Here is a 22,167-nt window from a genome sequence, read left to right on the forward strand (position 1 = left end):
CACCGAGGCAATACGTGCGCACCCTTTTCATCTATCCGGAATTCCCGAAAACCTTCTGGAGCTACGAGAAGATCCTCGAGCTGATCGACCGCAAGGTGCTCCTGCCGCCCCTGGGGCTGGTGACGGTGGCGGCCCTGCTGCCCCAGCACTGGGAGATGAAGCTGGTCGACCGCAACGTGCGCGAGGTGCGCGAGGACGAGTGGGCCTGGGCGGAACTGGTGGTGATCTCCGGGATGATCGTGCAGAAGGCCGACATGGCCGAGCAGATCGCCCGGGCCAAGGCCCGCGGGCTTCCGGTGGCGGTGGGGGGCCCCTTCGCCAGCTCCACCCCCGATGCCCCGGAACTGGACGGGGCCGACTTCAAGGTGCTTGACGAGGGGGAGATCACCCTGCCGCTGTTCGTGGAGGCGCTGGAGCGGGGCGAGACCAGCGGCCGCTTCACCGCCGGCGGCGAAAAGCCCGATGTGACCTCCACCCCGGTGCCGCGCTACGACCTGCTCGAGCTGGACGCCTACTCGGAGATGTCGGTGCAGTTCTCGCGGGGCTGCCCGTTCAACTGCGAGTTCTGCGACATCATCGTGCTCTACGGGCGCAAGCCCCGCACCAAGACCCCCGAGCAGCTGGTCGCTGAACTGCAGCGCCTCTACGACCTGGGCTGGCGCCGCTCGGTGTTTCTGGTGGACGACAACTTCATCGGCAACAAGCGCAACGTGAAGCTGCTGCTGCCGGCCCTGCGCCAGTGGCAGATCGACCACGGCTATCCCTTCAGCTTCGCCACCGAGGCCTCGGTGGATCTGGCCGCCGATCAGGAGCTGATGGACCTGATGACGGAGTGCCGCTTCGAGAGCGTGTTCCTCGGCATTGAAACGCCCGACGCCGCCAGCCTGGAAACGGCCCGCAAACTGCAGAACACCCGCACCTCCCTGGAGGAATCGGTGGAAAAGATCACCGCCAGCGGCCTGCGGGTGATGGCGGGCTTCATCATCGGCTTCGACGGCGAGCAGCGCGGCGCCGGCAACCGGATCGTGGAGTTCGTGACCCGCACCGGCATCCCCCACGCGATGATGGGCATGCTGCAGGCCCTGCCCAACACCGCGATGTGGACGCGGCTGGAGCAGGAGGGGCGCCTGATCCAGGACAGCGCCGCCGCCAAGGGGGTGAACCAGACCAACCTGCTCAACTTCGTGCCCACCCGGCCGATCCAGGACATCGCCACCGAATACATGGAGGCGTTCTCGGCGCTGTATGAACCCCACGCCTACATCGACCGGGTGTACAGCTATTTCCTCAAGCTGCCGCCCCAGCGCTACAAGCAGCTCCTGAAGGAGCACCGAGCGACGACACCCGACACAGCCCCCGGCGATGCCGCCCACCAGACTGGCGAGAAGGGCGGGATCTCCTGGGTTGATCTGCGCGCCCTGGCGATCGTGGTGTGGCGACAGGGCATCAGGCGGAACACCCGCCTGCGCTTCTGGCGGGCCTTGGCGGGTATGGCACGCCACAACCCTGCCCGTTTCAAGGGATTCATCTCGATCCTGGCCCACAGCGAGCACTTCCTCGAGTACCGCCAGATCGTGCGCCGCGAGATCCAGGAGCAGATCGCCGGTCTGCCGGCGGATCCCTCCCATTCGCTGATGGTGGCCCCGCCCCAGATGGTGGCGGGCTAGTCCTGCACGTAATCGGCGCCGGATTCCAACGCCGCCTCGGCCTTCTGCAGCTCCCTGCCCAGGTAGAGGGCATGGTCGAGGCAGCTCACGGGATGGGGGCCTTCCCCTTCGGTGAGAGCCATGCCCAGTTCCTTGGCGCTGCGGCCCCGGTAGGTGGCCAGCGGCTCCCGGGGACCGGCGCCGCGGCAGCTGATCACCTCGCCGGTGTCGGGGTCGGTGGCCAGGCCCCGCTCGTCGATGCCGTTGCCGTAGTGCTCGGCGATCAGCTCGCCGGCCTCGCGGTCCAGCTTGATCAGGAAGTAGCCCGCCGGATCGAGGGCGATGAAGCGCTGGGAGAGCTGCTCGTCGAGCTCACGCCGCTGACTCGGGTCGAAAGGCTGGGGCATGGGGTGGATCGTAGGCAGCGGTGAACGGCAGCTCGGCGTTGATCGCCTCGATCTCGCGCGCCATCTCGGCGTTGGCACCCGGCAGCCAGCCCTGCAGGATGGCGCCGAAACGGCGGTCGCTCCAGCGGTGGAGGCTGACGCGCGGCTGGGCGACGAAGCCGCGGCGGCGCTTGTGGCTGCCGCCGGCGCCGGGATCGAAGTGGCGGATGCCGTTGGCGATCGCCCAGTCGATCGGCGCGTAGTAACACACCTCGAAGTGCAGGCAGTCGATCTCCACGTCGCTGCCCCAGTAGCGGCCCCAGAGGTGGTCGCCGCCGCGCACGCACAGGGACATCGCCACCGGCTCGGCGGGATCCCCCCGATGGGCGCTGAACAGCACCAGATGGCGACGCAGTTCGGGGTCGGTGGCCAGAGCCTCGAAGAACGCCTCGCTCAGATACTTGCTGCCCCACGGGCCCCAGCGGGCGCAGTGCTGCTCGTAGAAGTCGTGCATGCGCCCCACCAGCTCCGGCGCGATCGCCTCGCCCACCAGCGGTTCCACCGCCAGGCCGGCGGCGGCCACCGCCTTGCGCTCGCGCTTGATGTTGCGGCGCTGGTTGGCGTTGAAGCTGGCCAGATAGCCCTGGAAATCGCTGTGGCCGGGGTTGCTCCACTGGCTCTGCTGGTTCACCCAGGCGGCGCAGCCGGCCGTCTCGGCCAGGGGCTGCCAGGCCGGATCCACGTAGAGAAAGTTGCAGCTGAGGATGCCCTGCTCAGCGCAGAAGCGGTCGATCAGCTCCAGCAGCAGGGCGGTGATCGCGGCGGGGTCTTCGCCGGGGGCGATCAGGAAGCGGTAGCCCTGCACCGGGCTCACCGGGCTCATGCCCACCAGCTTGGGGTAGTAGCGCAGCCCCAGCTGACCGGCGAGCTGGGCGAAGCTCTGGTCGAAGACGAACTCGCCGTAGCTGTGCCCCTTGAGATAGAGGGGGGCCACGGCGATCAGCTCACCGCCGCGCCAGAGGCCCAGGTGCAGGGGCTGCCAGCCCTGGCGGGGGGCGATGCTGCCGCTGGCCTCCAGCTGCCGCAGCCAGCGCCAGCGGTAGAAGGGCAGCGCCTGGGGGCCGGCGGCCTCCAGCAGTCCATCCCACGCCGTCTCGGGGATCTCGGCGATGCCCTGGTGCCAGCGGGCTTGGAGCTCAGCCATGGCCGCGGCCAGGGAGGCGCAAAACTAGCGACACCTCCTGTGGGCTTGCCGCCTGTGCCCCTGTCCCGCGCGGTTGCGCTGCTCGCCCTGGTCCTGAGCGGTCCCCTGCTGGCCGCCCCGGCCCGGGCCGGTCTGCTGCGGCCGGTGCTGGAGCTGATGCGTCCCCAGCTGGAGACGCGCATCAGCCGGGCCTGCGTTGATGGCCTGGCGGGGGACGATCCCCAGCTGGCCTCCCAGCTGCAACGGCCCTGCCGCCAGCTCGCCGCCCCCGCCAGCCGCTGCCTGGTGCGGGAGACCGATGCCAGCGGCAAGGGCCTGGCGGTGCTGGGGGAACTGATGCAACAGGAGCTAGGGCCCGAAGGGGAGCGGATCGTCAAGCGCTGCCTCGCCCAGCTTGTGGGTCTGCCGGCGAACAGCCTGGAAGGCGTGTCGCTGCCGCAGCTGGTTCAGCGCTTCGGCGGCTCCAGGCGCGGGCGGCCGGCGGCCGAGGCACGGCGGTAGCGGAGCAGCAGCTCATCGCCGCCCAGAGGGCGATGCTCCAGCAGCTGCCAGTGGCCGGGGCGGAGTGCCGGCGCGGGGGGCAGCCAGCTGTGGGAGCCGCCCAGCAGCAGGGGGCAGAAGGTGAGCTGGAGTTCATCCACCTGATTGGCTGCCAGCAGCTGGCCGGCCAGGTCGGCGCCGCCCAGCAGCACCAGCCGCGTCAGGCCTTCCGCGGCCAGCTCAGCCCGCAGCCGGGACCAGGAGGAAAAGCCCAGCACCCGCTGAAACCCATCGGGCACCGTGGCTGGAGAGGTGGGCGGACGCAGCCACCAGCGCTGGACGGGTTGGCGCCAGAAGGGGAGATCCGCGGGCAGATGGCCGCTGCGGCTGGCCACCAGTGCCAGCGGCTGGGGACTGCGGCCCTGCCGCTGGCGTTCCTCCAGGAGCTCGGGGGCATGGATCAGACAGGTGGTGCCGTGACGGCGCAGCGTCTCCGCTCCGAGCAGGGCGGCATCGGCCCAGGCCAGAGCCTCCTCCAGCACGGCTCGGTCGCCTGTCCCGCCCAGCTGGGCGGGGCCACCGGCGGGCGGCGCCAGGCGCCCGTCCACACTCACGGCGAGCACCAGTCGCAGCCAGCTGCCGCCGGGGGAGGCCTCAGACAGCGGCGAGGGCCTCCAGGGCAGCGGGCCGCATCTCCAGCTGCGGCACCTCGGCGAAGACTTCGGCGGCGTTGTTGGGGCTCTCCTGCAGGCGCACCTTGTGCAGGCGGGCGCCGCTGGCGGCGATCGGGCCGGTGAGCAGGTCGGCGATGTGCAGGGCGATGTTCTCGGCCGTGGGCACGGTGGTGGCGAAGTGCTCCACGTCCTTGTTCAGGAAGGTGTGGTCGAAGGGTTCCACCACGAGGTCGTCGACCAGGCGCTGCAGGACCGCCAGGTCGCAGACCATGCCGGTGCGGGGATCGATGGGCCCGCGCACGGTGACATCGAGCAGATAGTTGTGGCCGTGGCCGTGGGGCCGGGCGCACTTGCCGTAGATGGCCTCGTTCTCGCTCTGGCTGAGCTCGGGGCGGGCCAGGCGGTGCGCTGCGGCGAAATGGGTGCGGATCGACAGGAAGGCTTCCATCGGAGCTGGGCTGGAGAGTGCGGCGTGGGGGCTGGAGGCTGGGGCGCTGGCGAGGGCTGTGGGGGGAGGCAGCAGGTCGACCCAGAGTGTGGGCTGCTCGTAGAGCCGCAGGCCCACGAGGGGAAGCAGCGGCGCCAGGCGGGTCCAGATGGCCTGGCCCAGGGCCTCGGTGGTGGGCAGCCGCCCTTCGGGACGGGAGACGTCGAACTCCGGCCAGACCTCGTTGAGGCAGCGGTAGTCGAGCTGGGCGGTGACCTGGGAGCGGATGGCGTGCTTCACCTCCGAGAGATTGAGCACCATGCCGTCAGGGTCGAGGCCACCGCCCATGGCCACGATCAGCTCGTAGTTGTGGCCATGGCCGGGAGCGAGGCTACAGGCCCCGAAGCAGGCCTGGTTCTCCTCGGCACTGAGCTCGGGCAGCCAGTAGCGGTGGCTGGCGCTGAAGGTGGCGCGACGGGTGATCACGCAGGGGCGCCCCTGGCCGTGGGCACGGCGGTGTTCCCCGGACGGGCTGACGGGAAGGTCGCCGGCGGGCGCGCCTGGGGAGGCGGCCGGAGTTGAGACTGAGGCGGGGTCGGGGGCCGTGACGCTGGCCGGCATGACCTGGACTCCGTGGCCCTACATCCTAGAAACGGGAACCGTTCCGCCGCCGCACCGGCCATGGCCGTGCCCACCCACCACGACCTGGCCCGGCGCCTGCAGGGCCTCAACGTGTACCTGGTGGGGATGATGGGAGCCGGCAAGAGTTCGGTGGGACGCCCCCTGGCCGATGCCCTCGGCTATCGCTTCGTGGATGCCGACGCCGTGCTGGAGAGCGCGGCGGGTCGCCCGATCCCGGACATCTTCGCCAGCGATGGGGAAGCCGGGTTCCGGCAGCTGGAGACAGCGGTGCTGGCCCAGATCAGCGCCTGGCACTCCCTGGTGGTGGCCACCGGCGGCGGTGTCGTGACACGGCCGGAGAACTGGGGCCATCTGCGCCAGGGGGTGGTGGTGTGGCTCGATGCCAAGCCGGAGCTGTTGCTGGCACGGCTGCGCCAGGATCCAACCGAGCGGCCGCTGCTGCACAGCGCCGACCCGGAAGCACGCCTGCAGGCCCTGCTGAACGACCGGCTGCCGCTCTACGCGCTGGCCGACCTGCGCATCGCCCAGGAGCGGGATCGCCCCCAACAGGTGGCTGAGCGCGTGCTGGAGGGCCTGCCGGGCATCCTGCGCCAGCGCCCACAGCAGCCCGACGCACCCGTGCAACTGGAGGATGCCGATGGTCGCATCACCCGGTCACTGAACTGACCGGTCCTCCTGACCGGGCTACCTGAACGGCCCTCAGGCCTGTCCCGGTGGCTCCAGGCGCACCGCGAACCACTGGACACTGCGGCCGGGCTCCAGTTCGAGCTGGCAGGCGGTTTCCAGCAACCTTGCGGCCTGGTCAGCCCGGGACGGCAGCCCGCTCAGATCGGCGGGCACCTCCGCCATCACGGAGAGGTGGTGCTCCAGCCAGCCCAGGGTTTCGGCGGCGGTGAGGATGCGCTCGCCACCGGCGGGCTCCAGCACCACGTAGTGGTCGAGTTCCCGGATCAGGGGGTCGGACATGACAAGCGCACAGCCGCCCCCATCGTGGCGGGTCGCGGCGGCTCAGCCGCGACCCAGCTGATCCAGCACCCGGTCGCGCCAGCCGAACAGGGGCTCAAGCAGGGGATTGTCGGCGATGCCGCTCACGCCCCGGCCCGCCAGCGGGGCGCCGCTGCTGGCCGGGAACCGGAGCAGGGAGAGCTGGGCCACCACCGCCAGATCGGCGAGGCTGAGCTGATCAGCCACCAGATAGGAGCGGGCGGCGGTGAGCACCGCCAGCTGCTCGAGGCTGCTCTGCAGCTGGCGTCGCTGCTGCTGCCCCACCACGCCGCCGATCACCTCACCCATGCCGCCCACCATGCCGCCGGGCAGCCCCGACACCAGCTGCCGCAGCGGCGTGGGGGTGGCCTCCGGCAGCAGGCCGGCACGCAGCACCGGATCGGTGACGGCGGCCTGCAGCAGGGCCAGGCGGCAGCCCTGGGCCAGCGCCGTGTCAGCCCAGTCCTCCAGCAGCAGCACCCTCGCCTTCTCGGCCGGATCCGAGGGCAGCAGGGGGGGCAGCGGATGACGGGATTCCAGATGCAGGGCGATGGCGGTGGAATCGGGGATCACATCCGCGCCGTCCACCAGCACCGGCACCTGGCGCTGGCCGGAGAGCCGGAACAGCTCGAGCTGGCCCAGACCCGGGGTGACTTCCACCACCGTGTAGTCGAGACCCTTGGCCGCCAGAACCAGTCGCACCTTCTCGCAGAAGGCCGAATGGCGGAACTGGTGCAGCTGCATGCCTCAGGCCTGGGTGCCAGGCGGCAGAGTAGCCAGCGCGAGGAGATGCCATGAGGGAGTTCTTCCTGAACGTGACGCGGTACCCGCGCTACCTGGTCGCCCTGGGACTCGGTGTGGCCAATTCGGTGCTGGAGCCCCTGACCGCCCGGGCCCGCAATCCGGTCACGGCCGTGGCCCTGATCGGTGCGGCCGTGAGCGGACTGCTGAGTGTGGGACTGATCCTGCGTGCGATGGTGAGCACTGAACCACTGGCGTAGCCATGGCACAGGGCCGCAGGGTGGAGCGGGTGGCCTCGCTGATCCGTCGCGAGGTGAGCGAACTGCTCCGGGAAGGCATCCGCGACGAGCGGGTGGGTCAGGGGCTGGTGAGCGTGACCACGGTGGAGGTGGCGGGGGATCTGCAGCACTGCCGCATCTTCGTGAGCGTGTTCGGCTCTGAGAGCGACCGCCAGCAGGCCATGGCCGGACTGAAGGCGGCCACACCCTTCGTGAAGGGGGAACTGGGACGGCGCCTGCAGCTGCGCCGCACCCCGGAGGTCGTGTTCGTGCTCGACCGCGGCATCGAGCGGGGCAGCTCGGTACTGAGCCTGCTCAACCAGCTGGAGCAGGAGCGCGGCCTCAGGGCTGAACCGCCCGAGGCCGGCGAACCGGACGCCGGGCCATGACGAGCGGGGCTGCCGCGCGGGCCGACGCGGCTCTCAGCGACGGTTCTCTGCGGCGGCTGATCGCCGAGCTGATCGTGGTGCGGGCCAGCGGCCACCTCAGCGACGGGCAGCGCCGCTATCCCCGCTGGGAACTCACCAACCGCGACCTGCAGCATCTGCTTCAGGAAGGCGTGGGCGGCGTGATCCTGCTGGGCGGCAGCGCCCCCGAACTGGCCCTGCGCACCCGCCAGCTGCAGACCTGGGCCGGCCGGACGCTGCTGCTCTGCGCCGATGTGGAAGAGGGGGTGGGTCAGCGCTTCGAGGGCGCCAGCTGGCTGGTGCCGCCCCTGGCCCTGGGCCGCCTGCACGGGCGGGCGCCCCAGCGGGCTCTGGCCCTGGCGGAGGCCTACGGCCGCTGCACCGCCCGCGACGCCCGCGCCGTGGGACTGAACTGGGTGCTGGGGCCGGTGTGCGACGTCAACAACAATCCCGCCAATCCGGTGATCAACGTGCGGGCCTGGGGAGAGGATCCGGCCACAGCCGGTGCCCTGGCAGCCGCCTTCATCCGCGGGCTGCAGGCGAAGGGGGTGCTGGGCTGCGCCAAGCATTTCCCCGGCCACGGCGACACCAGCGGCGACTCGCACCTGGAGCTGCCGCTGCTCGGCCACGACAGGGCGCGGCTGGAGGCGGTGGAACTGCCGCCGTTCCGCAGCGCCATCGCCGCCGGCGTGGCGGCGGTGATGACCGCCCACCTGAGCCTGCCGGCCCTCGACCCGCAGCGGCCCGCCACCCTCTCGCCGCTGGTGCTCACCGGCCTGCTGCGGGGTGAGCTGGGTTTCGACGGCCTGGTGGTGACCGATGCCCTGGTGATGGAGGCCATCGCCGCCCACCACGGGGCCGGGGAAGCGACGGTGCTGGCGCTGGAGGCCGGAGCCGACCTGGTGCTCATGCCCGCCGACGCCCACGCGGCGATCACGGCCATCGCCGCCGCCGTGGCCAGCGGCCGGCTCAGCCGGGAGCGTCTGGAGGCCAGCGCTCGCCGGCGCCGCACCGCCCTGGCCAGCCTGCCCGAACAGGGGCGGACGGAAGCGGACCCCTGGCAGGCGACCTCGCCGGATTTGGAGCTGGGCCGGGAACTGGTGGTGGCGACGCTGGAGGCCCGGGGTCGTGTGCGGCCTCTGCCGGCGGGCGACGCGGGGGTGAACCTGATCCGCGTCGATCAGGCCCTGCATGCCCCATTTCTGCCCGCCACGGCGCCTGCCCTGAGCGCGGCTGCCGCCGCCGGATTCAGGCCCTGTCTGCTGGCGGGGGACACCGCCTCGCTGTGGAGCGGGGATACCGAAGCTCCCCTGCACCTGGAGCGACTGGCCGAGGGGCCGGTGCTGGTGCAGCTGTTCGTGCGCGGCAACCCGTTCCGGGGGCACGCGGCCGACCAGGAACCCTGGCCGGCCGCGCTGCGGCAGCTGCTGCGCGCGGGCCGGCTGGCGGGGCTGGCGGTGTACGGCAGCCCCTACCTCTGGCAGCAGCTGCTGCCTGTGCTGCCGCCGGAGGTGCCGGCCGCCTACAGCCCGGGCCAGATGCCCCTGGCCCAGCACGCGGTGCTGACGGCTCTGGGGGTGGAGCGGAGCGATCGCGGCGGATTCACCGACTGAGCCGCTCCTGCCGTGACCCCAGCCCGATGAGCCGAGCCCGATGAGCCGAGCCCGATGACGCTGAGCCCGATGACGCTGAGTCTGTCAATGATCGTGCGCGACGAGGCGCAGCGGCTGGAGCGCTGCCTGGCCTCGGTGGCGGGCTTCGTCGATGAGATGGTGCTGGTGGACACCGGCTCCAGCGACGACACGGTGGCGATCGCGGAGCGCTGCGGCGCCGTGGTGCACCACCTCCCCTGGCCCGGGGACTTCGCTCCGGCCCGCAACGCGGCCCTGCGCCACCTGCGCGGCGACTGGGTGCTGGTGCTGGACGCCGACGAGCAGCTGCGGGCCGAGGCCCGAGAGCCGCTGCGCCGGCTGATGGCCGAACCCGATCTTCTGCTGGTGAACCTGCTGCGCTTCGAGCGGGGTGCCCGCCAGTCGCCCTACTCGAGCGTCAGCCGGCTGTTCCGCCGCCATCCAGCCATCCGCTGGAGCCGGCCGTACCACGCGATGGTGGACGACAGCGTGCTGGAGCTGCTGGGGCGGGAACCGCAGTGGCGCATCGCCGACTGCGGCGAGCCGGCCCTGGTGCACGACGGCTACCGCCCGGAGCTGCTGGCTGCCGGCGACAAGGCGCGCCGGCTGCGCCAGGCGATGGAGGCCGAACTGGAGCGGTGTCCGGGCGATCCCTACGCCTGCGCCAAGCTGGGCAGCCTGGAGGTGAGCGAGGGGCGGCGCGACCGCGGCATCCGCCTGCTCGAGCAGGGGCTGGCGCACTGCCCGGCGTCCGCGTCAGCCGAACGCTACGAGCTGCTGCTGCATCTGGCCATCGCCATGGCCCCCCACGAGCCCCGGCGGGCCATGGCGCTCTACCGCGAGGCGCTGGCCCTGCCGCTGGCTGCACGGGTGAGCCTGGGAGCGCGGCTCAACCTCGCAGGCCTGCTGGTGGAGGCGTCGACGGCAGGCGCCGATGCCATCAGCAGCCGGGCTTCGCTGGCGGATGCGGCCCGGCTCTGCCGTGAGGCCACCGCCGCAGCTCCGGAGCTGGGCCTGGCCTGGGCACGCCTGGGCCAGGTGGAACGGCAGCGGGGGAACCTGCCGGCCGCGGTGATGGCCTACCGGCAGGCCATCGGCCTCGACCCGGCCCAGGCCGACTGGCACCAGAACCTCGCCGCCGCCCAGTTGCTGAGCGGCGACATCGCCGCTGCCCGCAGCGGCTTCCGGCAGACCCTCCTCCTGCTGGAGCAGCAGGGGCAGCAGGCGGCGGCCGAGGATCTGCGCCGGCGGCTGCGGCCGCTGGTGACTCTCGACGACTGAGGCGCCCCCTCCACTCCGACGGCATGGATCCGAACCCCGATCTCCCCCTGACACCGCCCGAGACACCTGAGCCCAGCCGCCCACCGCTGGCGGGCCGCCGGGTGGCCGTGACCCGTGCCGAGACCCAGCTGGGGGCGGCCCGGCAGCTGTTCGAAGCGGCCGGGGCCAGCGTGGTGGACCTGCCGGCCCTGGTGGTCACGCCACCGGATTCCTGGGGGCCCCTCGATGACGCCCTGGCCGAACTGGAGGACTTCCACTGGCTGGTGTTCTCCAGCAGCAACGGCGTGGAGGCCCTGGACGAGAGGTTGCGCCGCCAGGGGCGCAGCCTCTCGCACCTGCCGGCCGGCCTGAGGATCGCCGCGGTGGGCCGCAAGACCGCGGCACGCCTCGAGGAGCTGGGGGCACCGGCGGACTTCGTGCCCCCCGCCTTCGTGGCCGACAGCCTGCTGGAGCATTTCCCGGTTTCGGGCTGGGGACTGCGGCTGCTGATCCCGCGGGTGCAGAGCGGCGGGCGTTCCGTGCTGGCCGAGGCCTTCGCGGCGGCCGGTGCCCGGGTGGTGGAGGTGCCGGCCTACGAGACCCGCTGCCCGGCGGGGCTGCCCAGCGCGGCGCTGGCGGCCCTGCACCAGGAGCGGCTGGATGCGATCACCTTCAGCAGCGGCAAGACCGTGAGCCACACGGCGCGGCTGCTGGAGGAGGCCTTCGGCGACAGCTGGCAGGATCGACTGAACGCGGTGGCGATCGTGTCGATCGGGCCGCAGACGAGCGAACGCTGCCGCACCACCCTGGGCCGTGTGGATGCCGAAGCGGAGCCCCACGACCTGGAGGGGCTCGTCCAGGCCTGCGTTCAGGCTCTGGACGGGCGTCCGCTCAGAGCTCGGCCGTGACCGTCTGACTGCCCTGGCGGAGGACCAGGCGGCCCCGGTCGACATCGATCGACGACACCACCCAGCCCGCGGGCAGCAGATCGGTGCTGCTGCCACCGCGTTCGCCGATGCCCACTGCACCGCTGCTGGGGCCGAACTGCACCATGGCCTGGGGCGACGAACCGACGCGGATCACCCCGCTGAACTGGAAGCCGGGAGGCAGCTGAAGGGGCGCCGGACGGGCAGGGGCAGGGGCGGCGGTTCCACCAGGCCCGGTCGCGCCGGCGGGTCGGGCGGCCACGACCGGACGGTCGGAGGCGAAGGGGTCGCTGCGACCGATCGGATTGGCTGCCAGCACCTGGTTGGTGGAGGGCAGCGGGGTGAAGCCGGCCACCTCGGCGCGCACCGGCGGGGCGGCCTGATCAGGCTTGGCCGCCGCCGGAGCCGGCGGCTCGGGGAGCTCCGCCTCCGGGGGTTTGCCGCCGGAGCAGGCGGCCAGCAGCAGGCTGCTGCCGGACAGGGCGGCGAGCAGGGCGGAGGTGATGGGGTGGATCGGCGACATCGGAGCGTCAGCGGTTGCGGTGTTCGACCAGATCCCGGAAGCGGTCGAGATTGGCCTGCAGTTCCCTGGTGACCATGCCCCCCAGGATGCTGGGTTCCATCAGCGGTGCCAAGACCCCGGGCAATTCGTAGCTCACCGAGAGCCGCACGGCGGTGCTGCCGTCGGGCTGGGGATAGAAGCGCACAGCCCCCCGGGTGGGCAGGCCGCCCACCGATTCCCAGTGCAGCTGCTGGGCCTCGACCCGCTGGGTGATGCGGGCCTTCCAGTGGAAGCGGAACCCCTGAGCCGCCAGGGTCCAGTCGGTGAGATCGGGGTCACCGGACACGGTCTCGACCGACTCGATCCAACGCATCCAGCGCGGCATCGCCTCCAGATCGCTCCACACGGCCCAGACCTGATCCACGGGGGCCTGGACCATGGTGGTGACGCTGTGCTCGAGCCATCGGCCCATGCGGTTCTCCTCGGGGGGCGGATCTGGGGGCCTGGAAACGGGGTGGGCGGAAATCAGGCCGCAGCGGCGGCCTCGACGGCGGTGTTGCTGGCCAGGGTCACCGGCCGGTCCAGGATCGCAGCGGCGGCAAGCCTGCCACTCATGGTGGCCCCCTCCATCGAGTCGATGTAGTCCTGACGGGTATAGCTGCCGGCCAGGAAGAAGTTGGCCACCGGTGTGCGCTGCTCGGGCCGGTAGGGCTCCATGCCGGGCGCCTCGCGGTAGAGGGACTGGGCCAGCTTCACCACGTTGCTCCACACCAGGGTCAGGCCCGCGGCCGAGGGGAACAGGGACCGCACCTGGGCATCGGTGTGGGCGACGATCTCCTCGGTTTTTTTGGGGATCCAGGGGTCACCGGGGGTGAGCACGCACTGCAGCAGCGAGCCCAGCCCCTGCCTGCGGTAGTCGGCGGGGCTGGCCAGGGCCAGATCGGCGAAGCAGCTGAAGTCGGCGTCGGCGGTGTAGAGCAGGTTGTCGAGGCCGGCGGGCCGATCCAGATCGGCGCGGGCCGCAGCGGCAGCGGGGCTGTCGCCCAGCTCGGTGACCCAGCCGTCGTAGCGCAACTGCACCGTGGCCACCGGCACGGCCTCGAGCCTGTAGATGTTCTCGAACAGGGGCCAGCGGCGCCAGGCCGCCGGGATCATCCGCTGGATGCCCGGCACATCACAGGCGGCCAGATAGGTGTCGGCCTGCACGCTGATCTCCCCCTCGGGGGTGCCGAGATTCAGGCCGCTCACCCGGGTGGCGGGCTGACCATCGGCACCGGGGGCGCCCTCCTCGAACAGCACTTCGCTGACGCGGTGGCGCAGGTGCAGCCTGCCGCCGCGTTGGGTGATGTAGTTGAGGATCGGGCCGGTGAGCCAGCGGTGCGGCGAACCCTTGAGCAGGTTGAGCTTGGAGGCCTCGGTTTTGGCCGCGAACATCATGAAGATGGTCAGCATGCAGCGGGCGGAGATCGCCTCGCAGTCGATGAAGCCGAGGGCGTAGGCGATCGGGTTCCACATCCGCTCGATGCTGCGGGGGCTGCCGCCGTGGCCCAGGAACCACTGCTGGAAGCTGATGCGGTCGAGGTCGCGGATCACCTTCATGGCGCCCTCGTAGTCCACCAGGCCACGCACGATCGGACTGGTGCCCAGGGCCAGGGCGTTGCGCAGCTTGTCGATCCAGTCGAGCTGGGGCGTGGTGAAGAAGGCCTTGAGACCGTTGAAGGGTGCGCCGACGGGGAAACGGAAGTCGAGATCGCGCAGATCGCCGCCCCGGTTCACGAACAGGTGCGTGTGCTCCTTGGGCAGCAGGTTCTCGATCGCCCCCACCTTGCGCATCAGGGCGAAGAGGTTGGCGTAGTTGAAGAAGAACACGTGCAACCCCATCTCGATGTGGTTGCCGTCCGGGTCCTCCCAGCTGCCCACCTTGCCGCCCATGAACGGCCGGGCCTCGTAGAGGTCCACCTCATGGCCGGCGTCCACCAGATCCACGGCGGCCGACAGACCGGCCAGTCCAGCCCCGATGATGGCGACGCGCACCCGCTCGATCCACGAACAATGGGCCGACTCTATGGAGCGGGACCCTGACGGAGTGGCCGCCTGCCTAGCATCGGCACCACCACGACCCCACGCCGCAGGCGCGACCGCCATGAGCACCGACCTGGCGACCCAACCGCCCTCCGCTCAGCCCTCCGCTCAGCCCGCTGCCACCCACACCGCCAGGGACGGCAGGGGCATCCTGATCACCGAGCCGGCGATGAGGCAGCTCGCCGCCCTGGTGCAGCAGCAGGGTGCCGGCAAGGTGCTGCGGGTGGGCGTGCGCTCTGGCGGGTGCAGCGGCATGAGCTACACCATGGACTTCGTGGACGCCGGCGAGATCCGCGACGACGACGAGCGCTACACCTACGAGCCCGCCGACTGCCCCAGCTTCGAGGTGGTGTGCGACCCCAAGAGCCTCCTCTACATCTACGGGATGCAGCTGGACTTCTCCAGTGCCCTGATCGGCGGCGGCTTCAACTTCTCCAACCCCAACGCCACCCAGACCTGCGGCTGCGGCAGCTCGTTCGCGGTCTGAGCCAGGCGGCCTGCGGCAGCCGGCATGGGAATCTGAAGCCTGCGATCGCGCATCCCCGTCATGACGGCCAGCTCCGCGGACTCCCCGTTCGACCAGGCCATCGCCCGCTACAACGCCGGGGAGGATCCCGCGACCCTGATTCCCGAGTTCGTGGCGATCACCCAGCAGGCACCGCGCCAGTCCGCCGGCTGGACCTGCCTGGCCTGGCTGCAGTTGCTGGCCGACCATCCCCTGGACGCCCTGCGCTCGGCGCGCACCGCCGTGAAGCTCAACCCCCAGGATCCCCAGGCGCGCATCAACCTCAGCCTGGCGATGCTGGAGACGGGCGCCAAGGGGGTGCGGGAACACATCGAGATCGTGCAGCGGGTGATGGCGATCGCACCCGAGCTGGCCAGCGAACTGCAGGAGTCGATCAGCGACGGCCTGCAGCGCAAGCCGGGCTGGACCGCCATGGAGAAGGTGCGCACCTGGCTGACCAGCTGAGCCCACCTGCCCGGCGGATCCCCGCCCGTGTGCTGCTGCTGAGCAATGGCCACGGAGAGGACCTCAGCGGTGCCCTGATCGGCTCCTGCCTGCAGCGACAGGGGGTGCTGGTGACGGCCCTGCCCCTGGTGGGCCATGGCGAGCCCTACCGGCGCCGGGGCATCCCGGTGCTGGGCCGCACCCGCTCCTTCAGCACCGGCGGCCTGGGTTTCACCAGCCTGGCCGGCCAGATGCGTGAACTGCTGGAGGGCCAGACGCTGCACGTGATCCTGCAGCTGGCGCGGCTGCGGCCCCGCAGCCGTGCCTACGACCTGGTGGTGGCGGTGGGCGATCTGGTGGCCGTGCTGGGCTGCTGGCTGTCGGGCCGGCCGGCGGCGGTGTACCTGGTGGCCTATTCCAGCCACTACGAAGGGCGCCTGCGGCTGCCCTGGCCCTGCGGCTGGCTGCTGCGGCGCCGGCGGATCCGGGCGATCTGGAGCCGCGACCGCCTCACCGCCGCCGATCTCAGCGCCCAGCTGGACCGGAGCGTGACGTTCCTCGGCAACCCCTTCCTGGACGCGGCGCTGGATCTCTCGCCGGGCCGCCAGGCCGGCGCCGATGCCGCCCCGCAGCACCTGCTGCTGCTGCCCGGCAGCCGGCTGCCGGAGGCAGCGCACAACCTGGCGCTGATGCTGCAGCTGCTGCCGCGGCTGGCCGTCCGGCTCGCCCAGCCGCAGCAGTTGCGCGTCAGCGCCGCCCTGGTGGGCGGTCTGCAAGCGGAGGCCATTCAGAGGCTGGCGCAGCCCCTGGGCTGGCAGGCAGGCTCGGCGGGAGCCAGAGCGGGAGCCACGGTGCTGGAGCATCGCTGCGGCCTCACGGTGGAGCTGGTGTGGTCAGGCTTCCCGCAGGAGCTGGCGGCGGCGGATCTGGTGCTGGCCATGGCGGGCACGGCCACCGAGCAGGCCGTGGGGCTGGGCAAACCGGTGCTGCAGCTGGCGGGCCGCGGCCCCCAGTTCACCGCCGGCTTCGCCGAAGCCCAGCGGCGCCTGCTGGGGCCCGGGGTGGTGTGCGCCGCCGGCGAGCCGGGCAGCCCGGCCTGTCTGGAGGCCACGGCGGAGCGGGCGGCGGAGCTGCTGCAGGATCTGGCCGACCCCGTGCGGAGCGCGGCGCTGCGCCGCGAGCTCAACGGCGCGGCCGCCGAACGGATCGGTGCCGTGGGCGGCAGCGCACGCCTGGCGGCGGCGATCATGGAGCTGCTCGGCCGCGGCAGCGCGGCCGCCTGAAGCGAACCCGCAAGTGCCATGGCCGACACGCCGCCGATGCCGATGCTGCAGCGCCTCAGGGCCTGGCTGGACCTCCTGCTGGTGGCCGACGTGTTCCTGGTGATCGCCGGCGCCGTGTGGTTCGGCGTGGCGGTGGTCTGCCACAGCCGCCACGTGGAGGCGCCGCTGGAGCTGTTCGAGCGGCTGTGGGAACCCCTGTTCACCCCCGCCATCAGCGTGCTGATGGCGGCGGCGGTGATCAGTGGCCTGCTGGGCTGGTGGCAGCGGCGAGGGCAGCGCTGAGGTTCCCGTAGTGAAACGGGAAGCCCTGGTGCTGCAGGCGCTCGGGCAGCACCCGCTGGCCCTCCAGCACCACCTGGGCGCCATCGCCGAGCAGCAGCTGGAGCACGGGCCCCGGCACCGGCAGCAGGCTGGGGCGGCCGACCGCCCGGCCGAGGGCGGCGGCGAAGTCGGCCATCGTCACAGGCTCCGGGGCGACGGCGTTGTAGGTGCCGCGGAAGTGTTCGTCCTCCAGGGCGGCCGCGATCAGCCGGCACAGGTCGTGGCGATGGATCCAGCTCATCCACTGGCGCCCGCTGCCCACCGGCCCCCCGAAGCCCAGCCGGAACACCGGCAGCATCCGACCCAGCGCGCCCCCGTCCGGACCCAGCACGATGCCGATGCGCAGGATCGCCAGGCGTGTGCCGGAGGGGCAGCCCGCGGCTGCGGCCTCCCAGCGGGTGCAGATCTCGGCGAGATAGTCGTCGCCCGCCGGGCTGGCCTCGGTGAAGCGGCCCTCGGCGCTGGTGCCGTAGTAGCCCACCGCCGATCCGTTCACCAGCACCGCCGGTGGGCTCTCCAGACGCTGCATGGCCCGCACCAGGTGCTCGGTGGTGGCCACCCGGCTGGTCATCAGCAGCGCACGGTGGGCGGGGGTCCAGCGCTTCTCGGCGATCGGCTCGCCGGCCAGGTTCACCACCCCCTCGGCGCTGGCGATGGCCTGCTGCAGGCCATCCTGATCCCAGCTGGCCTCCTGGCTGGGATCGAGCTGGAGGCAGGCCAGCCGGTTGCCCACCAGCTGAGGGAAGGGTTGGGACTGCCGGCTCACCAGGGTGAGGCTGTGGCCAAGCTCGAGCAGGAAGGGCACCAGCTCCCGGCCCACGAACCCCGAACAGCCCAGCAGCAGCAGTCGCACGCCTCGATCTCCCCTTGCTGGGGGGAGGCTAGGCCGGCTGGGTGAGCCTCATGCGGGGGCTGGACGGCTCCGGGCGGGCCCTAGCCTGGTCGCACGCCGCCGCGCCGCCAGCGTCCCGCCACCCATGGCCGACCTCCCCGCCGACCTGCCCAAGACTGCCGAGCCCGCTGAGCCTGCGGCGACCCCGGTCAGAGCGGCCCTCAAGAAAGGCGCGCTGGTGCGGGTGAACCGGCAGGCCTACACGAGCAGCCTCGAGGCCGCCGCCAGCGACAGTGAGGCGCCCGATTACATCTTCGACGGGCCCGGTGAAATCCTGGCCTTGAAGGGGGACTACGCCCAGCTGCGCTGGCGTCGACCGGTGCCGGACGTGTGGCTGCGGCTGGACCAGCTGGAAGCCTTCGCAGGCTGAAGCGCTGCCTGCCGCCATCCCCTGCGGCCTTCAGCGCTGCAGCTGCCGCCGGTTCTCCTGCAGCTCCCGGCGGCGCTGGCGGGCCTGCCGCAGCAGTTCGCGGCCGTCCCGGAGGTAGGAGTCCACATAGCCCATGGTGTAGCGCTCGAGATCCAGCAGAGCGTCCTTCACCAGGCTCAGGCAGTGGTAGAGGTCGAGGCTGAAGCCCTGCAGGCCCGCGGGACAAGGCTGCGAGCGGTACAGCGTCTCCACGCGGCCGAGACGGGCCTGGCTCTGCTGCAGAAAGGTGCAGAAGGTGTCCATCACCGCATCGTCGTAGGGATCGGCGGCCAGAGCCCGCAGCTGGGCCGGGAAGGCATTCACCACCTCGCCGAGCAGGCGGTCGATGGGGGCGTGGACCTGGCGCAGCCAGGTGGCTCTCTCCTCCTCCTGGGCCGTCGCCGCGGCCGGGGCAGCCGCCGCGGCTGTTGCGGATGCCGCGGGTGATGGGGGGGCAGCCGCCCGGCGTTGACCCCGGCCTGCCTGATGGTGGTCGTAGCGCCGCCGGCGGTCTTGATCACCCAGCACTTCCCAGGCTGCGTTCAGGGCCAGGATCGTGGTGTCGTCGCCGCCGGCGTCGGGGTGGTGCTGCTTCACCAGGCTGCGGTAGGCGGCCTTGATCTCCTCACCGCTGGCCTGCGGCGACACGCCCAGCACCCGATAGGGGTCGACGGCAGCGGCAGGGGAGGTGAAGCGGCTCAAGGCGTGGCGGCAGTGGCGGCCTGCCGCTCACGCTAGGGGACAAGGGAGGGGCGACCGGCAGGGGACCTGGCCGGGACTGCGCGGCAGTGAAGAGAAGCGGCAGCCATGAAAAAACCCCGGCCGGTGGCCGGGGGCGGAGGGAGGACGACAACGAGGAAGTGTGTGCCGAAAGGTGTGAGAAGAGGAAAGCCGGAAAGGACCCGGAGGTGTGTGTGAGGAATCCGGACCCGATCCCGCGTGGATCAGAACTTGAAGGTGGTCTTGAGGAGACCGCCGAAGGTGTCGTCGACACCGGAGTTCTCGAGCCAGAAGAAGGCGGGGGTCACGCTGATGTTGTCGGTGACCTGCCACTTGTACCAGAGCTCAACGCCCAGGTTCTCCTGGCCGCTGCCACCGCTGTTGCTGTCAACCCAGAGGCTGGCGGTGCAGATGGCTCGGGCACAGTTGCCACGGCCGACCTGGCCCACACTGCCGATGGCGGCGCCGAGGGCGTTGCCCTGCATGAAGGCGTCAGCCCACTGCAGGCCCACCATCCAGCTCCAGGCTTCATCCACGGGCCCGCTGCTGACATCGGAGTAACCGAAGCCAGCGCTGATCGAGGGAGCCCAGGCAGCGGTGAAGGGCGACCAGTAGGCGCTCAGACCGATGTTGTTGCTCTCACTCAGGCCGAGGAAGTCGAAGTCGGCGTAGGTGTAGGCGAAGGCCGCACCCCAGTTCTCGCCGGCATAGCCCACCTGAGCGGTGACGGTGAAGTCTTCACCAGCGCCGATCGAGGAGTTCGAGGCGGCACCGCCGCCCTGGCCGTCGAAGGAGACGTAGTTGAGGCTGGCATTGAAGCCACCCTCAGGGGCCTTGTACATGATGCCGACACCGGCACCCAGGTTCAGGTTGTAGGCGGCCTGCGCACCGGCGTAGGTGAACAGGTCGAGGATGGTGTCAGCCGGATAGGCGGTGGGCCACATGGCGAGCATGTCGTCCTGCCGCACCTTGGCACCCACGGTGGCGGTCCAGGCCTCGCCGATGGGGAACTGGTAGAAGAGACGGTTGATCTCGACGGAATCAGCACCGGAAGCGCCCTCGAAGGCGACTTCCATCAGGGTGTTGCCGTTGCCGAACACCGAATCACCGAAGTTGCCGGCCCGCAGGGTGGTGCGCAGCAGGTCCTTGCCGGTGAAGCTGGTGTCGAAGTTCAGGCGAACGTCGTAGTTCACCGTGACTTCCTGGCCGAAGCCGGTGTTGCCGGCGCCGCCCACCACCATGGTGGCGATACCGTTCAGCTTGGTGGTGGTGGAGAACTGGTTGGCCTCCAGCTCACCCACCTTGGCCTCGAGGCCGTCGACGCGGCCCTTGAGCACGGCCAGTTCCTTCTCGAACTCGGCCATCAGGCGCTTGAGCTCGTCGGTCACCTCGGTGACGCGGTCGAGACAGGCATTCAGGAGAGCGGCCGCCTCGAAGCGGGTCATGGCCCGCTGGCCCTTGTAGGTGCCGTCGGGGTAGCCGGCCACGCAGCCGTAGCGCTCGATCAGGTTGGAGAGCGCCTGGTAGGCCCAGTCGGTGGGCCGCACGTCGGAGAACTGGGAGATGCTGGTGACTTGCTCCTCGGAGGCGTACTGGTTGACGCCGTCCAGGTTGACCTCAGCAGCGGTAGCGGCCATGGGGGCCAGCAGACCGAGCGCCGCGGGAGCAACCAGCAGTTGCTGGAAGAGTTTCATGGAGTGTTCCTCACACAGAAGGCGCAATGCGCCGACCACAGTGTGCGGCCTTGCCCCGCTGGTCACCACCCCCCCTGTGACAGAGAGCACAATGACCCCTGGCGGGTGCCCCCTGATTGGGGTTGGAAGGGTGTGGTTGGAAAACGATGCCCCCGGCGTCCCTGAACGGGGCACCGGGGGCTCTCGCCGGGTCCGCATGGGCCGCGGAACCGTTTGATCAGGGTTCAGGCGCCGTAATCAGCCGGCGTTCTCCGCGATCAGCAGACCCTTGGTGAAACAACTGGAACTCACGGGCACCTCCTCCGTTGGGGATAGGGTCAGCCGGCGACGCGTTCGGCGGCGGCCCGGAACGGGGTTCCTGAGGCCCCAGCCACGCCACTGCTGACAGGACCCCGGGATCCTAGGGCTGTCGAAATCCCGCGCGCGAGCTGCAGCCCGGGCACCGGCGACGCCGCCGGAGGGCAGAAGGGCGATGCCTAGGGTCGGGCCTGCGCTGAGCGGGTCGTCCGCAGCATCCGATGGCCGACCCCCACCGGCTCCAGCACCTGAGCTCATCCCATCCGCGCCGGCGGCACTGGACCTTTCCGGCGCGATCAGTCAAGGCCCGGCTGCGCCGGGCGATCCATGGCGGCCTGGAGCAGCTGCTCTGCTGGTTTTCGGTGCATCCCGACCGTCCGGTGTACGCCGTGGACCGGTTCCCCTGGATCGAGCGGGTCGAGGCCGACTGGCGGCGGGTGCGCGGGGAGCTCGACGCCCTGATGGAGCACCGCGCGGCCATGCCCAACTTTCAGGACATCCTGCGGGAGGTGAGCAGCATCCAGAAGGACGACGACTGGAAGACGTTCTTTCTCAAGGGGGTGGGCATGGACTGCAGCGAGAACGCCCGCCGCTGCCCGGAGACCATGGGGGTGCTGGCCGCCATCCCCGGCTGCACCACCGCCTTCTTCTCGATCCTCTCCCCCCACAAGCACATCCCGCCCCACCGGGGAGCCTGGGCGGGGGTGCTGCGCCTGCACCTGGCCCTGGTGGTGCCGGAACCGGCCGAGCATTGCCGGATCCGGATCGCCGATGAAGTCCACACCTGGCGGGAGGGGCGTTGTCTGGTGTTCGACGACACCTACAACCACCAGGTGTGGAACGACACGGACGGCTACCGGGTGGTGCTGTTCGTGGATTTCGAGCGGCCGCTGCACTGGCCGCTCTCGACCCTGAACCACTGGCTGCTCAACCTCGCCGGGCTGGCACCCTTTCTGCGCGAAGCCAACGCCCGTCAGCAGGCCGCCGAGCGCTCGTTCTGGGGCCGGGTCGCCGGCATCAGCCCGTCCTGATCGCGCCTGCCGGTGCCGGCAGGCGGACGGCTGCGCCGGAAGGCGGAGCGAGGGGAGGAAGAAAGATGTTCTTCGCGTGGAAGCTGTGAAAAAAGCGCCCCATGAGGGGCGCTGGAAAGGACGGAAACACCGTCGGATGTTGCCTCGTATCAGAGGGCGTTGCCGCGCGGCAGGACCTCTTCAGGGAAGACGAAGTTTTCGTGCGGCTGGTCAGCCGGTGCCATCCAGGCCCGGATGCCTTCGTTGAGAAGGATGTTCTTGGTGTAGAAGGTCTCGAACTCCGGGTCCTCGGCGGCGCGGA

The 22,167-nt window shown here is 71.0% G+C and carries 26 protein-coding genes and 1 pseudogene; 14 read left to right on the forward strand and 13 right to left on the reverse strand.

Features of this window, described 5'->3' with window-relative positions; genetic code table 11:
• Positions 1-14 precede the first annotated feature (14 nt).
• The gene (locus KBY90_RS14025) at positions 15-1,667 is read left to right on the forward strand and encodes a B12-binding domain-containing radical SAM protein (protein WP_254969284.1); all 1,653 of its coding nucleotides are present in this window, start codon (positions 15-17) and stop codon (positions 1,665-1,667) included.
• On the opposite strand, the gene KBY90_RS14030 is transcribed toward KBY90_RS14025, so the two are convergent.
• Both KBY90_RS14030 and KBY90_RS14035 read right to left on the reverse strand, forming a co-directional pair.
• Complete coding sequence (locus KBY90_RS14030; protein ID WP_254969285.1) at positions 1,664-2,053, reverse strand: DUF4346 domain-containing protein; 390 nt, start codon at positions 2,051-2,053, stop codon at positions 1,664-1,666. The two genes, KBY90_RS14025 and KBY90_RS14030, sit on opposite strands and share 4 nt — an antisense overlap.
• The gene (locus tag KBY90_RS14035; protein WP_254969286.1) at positions 2,019-3,236 is read right to left on the reverse strand and encodes a GNAT family N-acetyltransferase; all 1,218 of its coding nucleotides are present in this window, start codon (positions 3,234-3,236) and stop codon (positions 2,019-2,021) included. Before KBY90_RS14035 ends, KBY90_RS14030 begins: the two co-directional genes overlap by 35 nt.
• Positions 3,237-3,290: 54 nt before the next feature.
• Between KBY90_RS14035 and KBY90_RS14040 the strand changes: the two genes are divergently transcribed.
• Positions 3,291-3,737 carry a hypothetical protein gene (locus tag KBY90_RS14040; protein WP_254969287.1) on the forward strand — a complete coding sequence of 149 codons (447 nt, stop codon included), beginning with the start codon at positions 3,291-3,293 and terminating at the stop codon, positions 3,735-3,737.
• On the opposite strand, the gene KBY90_RS14045 is transcribed toward KBY90_RS14040, so the two are convergent.
• The gene (locus tag KBY90_RS14045) at positions 3,683-4,339 is read right to left on the reverse strand and encodes a dihydrofolate reductase family protein (protein ID WP_254969288.1); all 657 of its coding nucleotides are present in this window, start codon (positions 4,337-4,339) and stop codon (positions 3,683-3,685) included. The genes KBY90_RS14040 and KBY90_RS14045 overlap by 55 nt on opposite strands.
• Positions 4,340-4,370: 31 nt before the next feature.
• The gene (locus tag KBY90_RS14050) at positions 4,371-5,438 is read right to left on the reverse strand and encodes a 6-carboxytetrahydropterin synthase (RefSeq protein WP_261353328.1); all 1,068 of its coding nucleotides are present in this window, start codon (positions 5,436-5,438) and stop codon (positions 4,371-4,373) included.
• Positions 5,439-5,498: 60 nt separating this feature from the next.
• Here KBY90_RS14050 and KBY90_RS14055 point away from each other — a divergent pair, with 60 nt between their 5' ends.
• Entirely contained in the window at positions 5,499-6,125 is a 627-nt protein-coding gene (locus KBY90_RS14055; RefSeq protein WP_254969289.1) for a shikimate kinase, read from the forward strand.
• Between the two features lie 33 nt (positions 6,126-6,158).
• Here the strand turns inward: KBY90_RS14055 and KBY90_RS14060 are convergent, their stop codons facing one another.
• Both KBY90_RS14060 and KBY90_RS14065 read right to left on the reverse strand, forming a co-directional pair.
• Positions 6,159-6,425: a chlororespiratory reduction protein 7 gene (locus KBY90_RS14060; protein WP_254969290.1), complete on the reverse strand. Its 267-nt coding sequence runs from the start codon at positions 6,423-6,425 to the stop codon at positions 6,159-6,161.
• A gap of 42 nt (positions 6,426-6,467) precedes the next feature.
• The gene (locus tag KBY90_RS14065) at positions 6,468-7,187 is read right to left on the reverse strand and encodes a glutathione S-transferase family protein (protein WP_254969291.1); all 720 of its coding nucleotides are present in this window, start codon (positions 7,185-7,187) and stop codon (positions 6,468-6,470) included.
• Positions 7,188-7,237: 50 nt separating this feature from the next.
• Between KBY90_RS14065 and KBY90_RS14070 the strand changes: the two genes are divergently transcribed.
• The 5 genes from KBY90_RS14070 to KBY90_RS14090 all read left to right on the forward strand — a co-directional run bounded on the left by KBY90_RS14070 (position 7,238) and on the right by KBY90_RS14090 (position 11,668).
• Positions 7,238-7,444: a DUF751 family protein gene (locus KBY90_RS14070; RefSeq protein WP_254969292.1), complete on the forward strand. Its 207-nt coding sequence runs from the start codon at positions 7,238-7,240 to the stop codon at positions 7,442-7,444.
• A 2-nt stretch (positions 7,445-7,446) separates the two neighbouring features.
• Positions 7,447-7,851: a 30S ribosome-binding factor RbfA gene (gene rbfA, locus KBY90_RS14075; RefSeq protein WP_254969293.1), complete on the forward strand. Its 405-nt coding sequence runs from the start codon at positions 7,447-7,449 to the stop codon at positions 7,849-7,851.
• Positions 7,848-9,482 carry a glycoside hydrolase family 3 N-terminal domain-containing protein gene (locus tag KBY90_RS14080; RefSeq protein WP_254969294.1) on the forward strand — a complete coding sequence of 545 codons (1,635 nt, stop codon included), beginning with the start codon at positions 7,848-7,850 and terminating at the stop codon, positions 9,480-9,482. The genes rbfA and KBY90_RS14080 overlap by 4 nt, the downstream gene beginning before the upstream one ends.
• Before the next feature lie 69 nt (positions 9,483-9,551).
• Positions 9,552-10,781 carry a glycosyltransferase gene (locus KBY90_RS14085; protein ID WP_254969295.1) on the forward strand — a complete coding sequence of 410 codons (1,230 nt, stop codon included), beginning with the start codon at positions 9,552-9,554 and terminating at the stop codon, positions 10,779-10,781.
• A 23-nt stretch (positions 10,782-10,804) separates the two neighbouring features.
• Positions 10,805-11,668: a uroporphyrinogen-III synthase gene (locus tag KBY90_RS14090; RefSeq protein WP_254969296.1), complete on the forward strand. Its 864-nt coding sequence runs from the start codon at positions 10,805-10,807 to the stop codon at positions 11,666-11,668.
• Here the strand turns inward: KBY90_RS14090 and KBY90_RS14095 are convergent.
• Genes KBY90_RS14095 through zds form a run of 3 tightly spaced genes read right to left on the reverse strand, consistent with a single transcriptional unit; the run spans position 11,652 to position 14,222 of the window.
• On the reverse strand, positions 11,652-12,209 hold the full coding sequence (locus KBY90_RS14095; protein ID WP_254969297.1) for a hypothetical protein: 558 nt from the start codon (positions 12,207-12,209) through the stop codon (positions 11,652-11,654). The genes KBY90_RS14090 and KBY90_RS14095 overlap by 17 nt on opposite strands.
• A gap of 7 nt (positions 12,210-12,216) precedes the next feature.
• On the reverse strand, positions 12,217-12,660 hold the full coding sequence (locus tag KBY90_RS14100) for an SRPBCC family protein (protein WP_254969298.1): 444 nt from the start codon (positions 12,658-12,660) through the stop codon (positions 12,217-12,219).
• A 53-nt stretch (positions 12,661-12,713) separates the two neighbouring features.
• Complete coding sequence (gene zds, locus KBY90_RS14105; protein WP_254969299.1) at positions 12,714-14,222, reverse strand: 9,9'-di-cis-zeta-carotene desaturase; 1,509 nt, start codon at positions 14,220-14,222, stop codon at positions 12,714-12,716.
• A gap of 109 nt (positions 14,223-14,331) precedes the next feature.
• Between zds and KBY90_RS14110 the strand changes: the two genes are divergently transcribed.
• The 4 genes from KBY90_RS14110 to KBY90_RS14125 are packed head-to-tail and all read left to right on the forward strand — an operon-like array spanning position 14,332 to position 16,784.
• Positions 14,332-14,757, forward strand: a complete 426-nt coding sequence (locus KBY90_RS14110) for an iron-sulfur cluster assembly accessory protein (RefSeq protein WP_254969300.1) — start codon at positions 14,332-14,334, stop codon at positions 14,755-14,757.
• A gap of 60 nt (positions 14,758-14,817) precedes the next feature.
• Positions 14,818-15,240: a M48 family metallopeptidase gene (locus tag KBY90_RS14115; RefSeq protein WP_254969301.1), complete on the forward strand. Its 423-nt coding sequence runs from the start codon at positions 14,818-14,820 to the stop codon at positions 15,238-15,240.
• A 29-nt stretch (positions 15,241-15,269) separates the two neighbouring features.
• Positions 15,270-16,502 carry a lipid-A-disaccharide synthase-related protein gene (locus KBY90_RS14120; protein ID WP_254969302.1) on the forward strand — a complete coding sequence of 411 codons (1,233 nt, stop codon included), beginning with the start codon at positions 15,270-15,272 and terminating at the stop codon, positions 16,500-16,502.
• 18 nt (positions 16,503-16,520) lie between these two features.
• A complete protein-coding gene (locus KBY90_RS14125) occupies positions 16,521-16,784 on the forward strand; it encodes a hypothetical protein (protein ID WP_254969303.1) in 264 nt (87 codons plus the stop codon).
• Here the strand turns inward: KBY90_RS14125 and KBY90_RS14130 are convergent.
• Entirely contained in the window at positions 16,741-17,676 is a 936-nt protein-coding gene (locus KBY90_RS14130; protein ID WP_254969304.1) for a TIGR01777 family oxidoreductase, read from the reverse strand. The two genes, KBY90_RS14125 and KBY90_RS14130, sit on opposite strands and share 44 nt — an antisense overlap.
• 124 nt (positions 17,677-17,800) lie before the next feature.
• On the opposite strand from KBY90_RS14130, the gene KBY90_RS14135 reads away from it, so the two are divergent.
• Positions 17,801-18,085 carry an NAD(P)H-quinone oxidoreductase subunit O gene (locus KBY90_RS14135; protein WP_254969305.1) on the forward strand — a complete coding sequence of 95 codons (285 nt, stop codon included), beginning with the start codon at positions 17,801-17,803 and terminating at the stop codon, positions 18,083-18,085.
• Between the two features lie 30 nt (positions 18,086-18,115).
• Here the strand turns inward: KBY90_RS14135 and KBY90_RS14140 are convergent, their stop codons facing one another.
• Together KBY90_RS14140 and KBY90_RS14145 are read right to left on the reverse strand one after the other, a co-directional pair.
• Entirely contained in the window at positions 18,116-18,826 is a 711-nt protein-coding gene (locus KBY90_RS14140) for a J domain-containing protein (RefSeq protein ID WP_254969306.1), read from the reverse strand.
• Positions 18,827-19,068: 242 nt separating this feature from the next.
• Positions 19,069-20,538 (reverse strand): iron uptake porin, encoded by a 1,470-nt coding sequence (locus KBY90_RS14145; protein ID WP_254969307.1) that lies wholly within the window; start codon positions 20,536-20,538, stop codon positions 19,069-19,071.
• Between the two features lie 518 nt (positions 20,539-21,056).
• Here KBY90_RS14145 and KBY90_RS14150 point away from each other — a divergent pair.
• Complete coding sequence (locus KBY90_RS14150; RefSeq protein WP_254969308.1) at positions 21,057-21,866, forward strand: aspartyl/asparaginyl beta-hydroxylase domain-containing protein; 810 nt, start codon at positions 21,057-21,059, stop codon at positions 21,864-21,866.
• Positions 21,867-22,015: 149 nt separating this feature from the next.
• Here the strand turns inward: KBY90_RS14150 and KBY90_RS14155 are convergent.
• Positions 22,016-22,167, reverse strand: a pseudogene (locus KBY90_RS14155) (photosystem II D2 protein (photosystem q(a) protein)); the annotation flags it as partial.

This window comes from Cyanobium sp. CH-040 (genome assembly GCF_024346135.1).
GTDB lineage: Bacteria > Cyanobacteriota > Cyanobacteriia > PCC-6307 > Cyanobiaceae > NIES-981.

Coding starts and splice junctions, on each gene's coding strand:
- KBY90_RS14055 (WP_254969289.1), top strand. CDS start 5,499: ATGGCCGTGCCCACCCACCACGACCTGGCCCGGCGCCTGCAGGGCCTC.
- KBY90_RS14080 (WP_254969294.1), top strand. CDS start 7,848: ATGACGAGCGGGGCTGCCGCGCGGGCCGACGCGGCTCTCAGCGACGGT.
- KBY90_RS14090 (WP_254969296.1), top strand. CDS start 10,805: ATGGATCCGAACCCCGATCTCCCCCTGACACCGCCCGAGACACCTGAG.
- KBY90_RS14150 (WP_254969308.1), top strand. CDS start 21,057: ATGGCCGACCCCCACCGGCTCCAGCACCTGAGCTCATCCCATCCGCGC.
- KBY90_RS14030 (WP_254969285.1), bottom strand. CDS start 2,053: ATGCCCCAGCCTTTCGACCCGAGTCAGCGGCGTGAGCTCGACGAGCAG.
- KBY90_RS14125 (WP_254969303.1), top strand. CDS start 16,521: ATGGCCGACACGCCGCCGATGCCGATGCTGCAGCGCCTCAGGGCCTGG.
- KBY90_RS14065 (WP_254969291.1), bottom strand. CDS start 7,187: ATGCAGCTGCACCAGTTCCGCCATTCGGCCTTCTGCGAGAAGGTGCGA.
- KBY90_RS14085 (WP_254969295.1), top strand. CDS start 9,552: ATGACGCTGAGTCTGTCAATGATCGTGCGCGACGAGGCGCAGCGGCTG.
- KBY90_RS14115 (WP_254969301.1), top strand. CDS start 14,818: ATGACGGCCAGCTCCGCGGACTCCCCGTTCGACCAGGCCATCGCCCGC.
- KBY90_RS14070 (WP_254969292.1), top strand. CDS start 7,238: ATGAGGGAGTTCTTCCTGAACGTGACGCGGTACCCGCGCTACCTGGTC.
- KBY90_RS14100 (WP_254969298.1), bottom strand. CDS start 12,660: ATGGGCCGATGGCTCGAGCACAGCGTCACCACCATGGTCCAGGCCCCC.
- rbfA (WP_254969293.1), top strand. CDS start 7,447: ATGGCACAGGGCCGCAGGGTGGAGCGGGTGGCCTCGCTGATCCGTCGC.
- KBY90_RS14060 (WP_254969290.1), bottom strand. CDS start 6,425: ATGTCCGACCCCCTGATCCGGGAACTCGACCACTACGTGGTGCTGGAG.
- KBY90_RS14145 (WP_254969307.1), bottom strand. CDS start 20,538: ATGAAACTCTTCCAGCAACTGCTGGTTGCTCCCGCGGCGCTCGGTCTG.
- KBY90_RS14035 (WP_254969286.1), bottom strand. CDS start 3,236: ATGGCTGAGCTCCAAGCCCGCTGGCACCAGGGCATCGCCGAGATCCCC.
- KBY90_RS14050 (WP_261353328.1), bottom strand. CDS start 5,438: ATGCCGGCCAGCGTCACGGCCCCCGACCCCGCCTCAGTCTCAACTCCG.
- KBY90_RS14095 (WP_254969297.1), bottom strand. CDS start 12,209: ATGTCGCCGATCCACCCCATCACCTCCGCCCTGCTCGCCGCCCTGTCC.
- KBY90_RS14110 (WP_254969300.1), top strand. CDS start 14,332: ATGAGCACCGACCTGGCGACCCAACCGCCCTCCGCTCAGCCCTCCGCT.
- KBY90_RS14135 (WP_254969305.1), top strand. CDS start 17,801: ATGGCCGACCTCCCCGCCGACCTGCCCAAGACTGCCGAGCCCGCTGAG.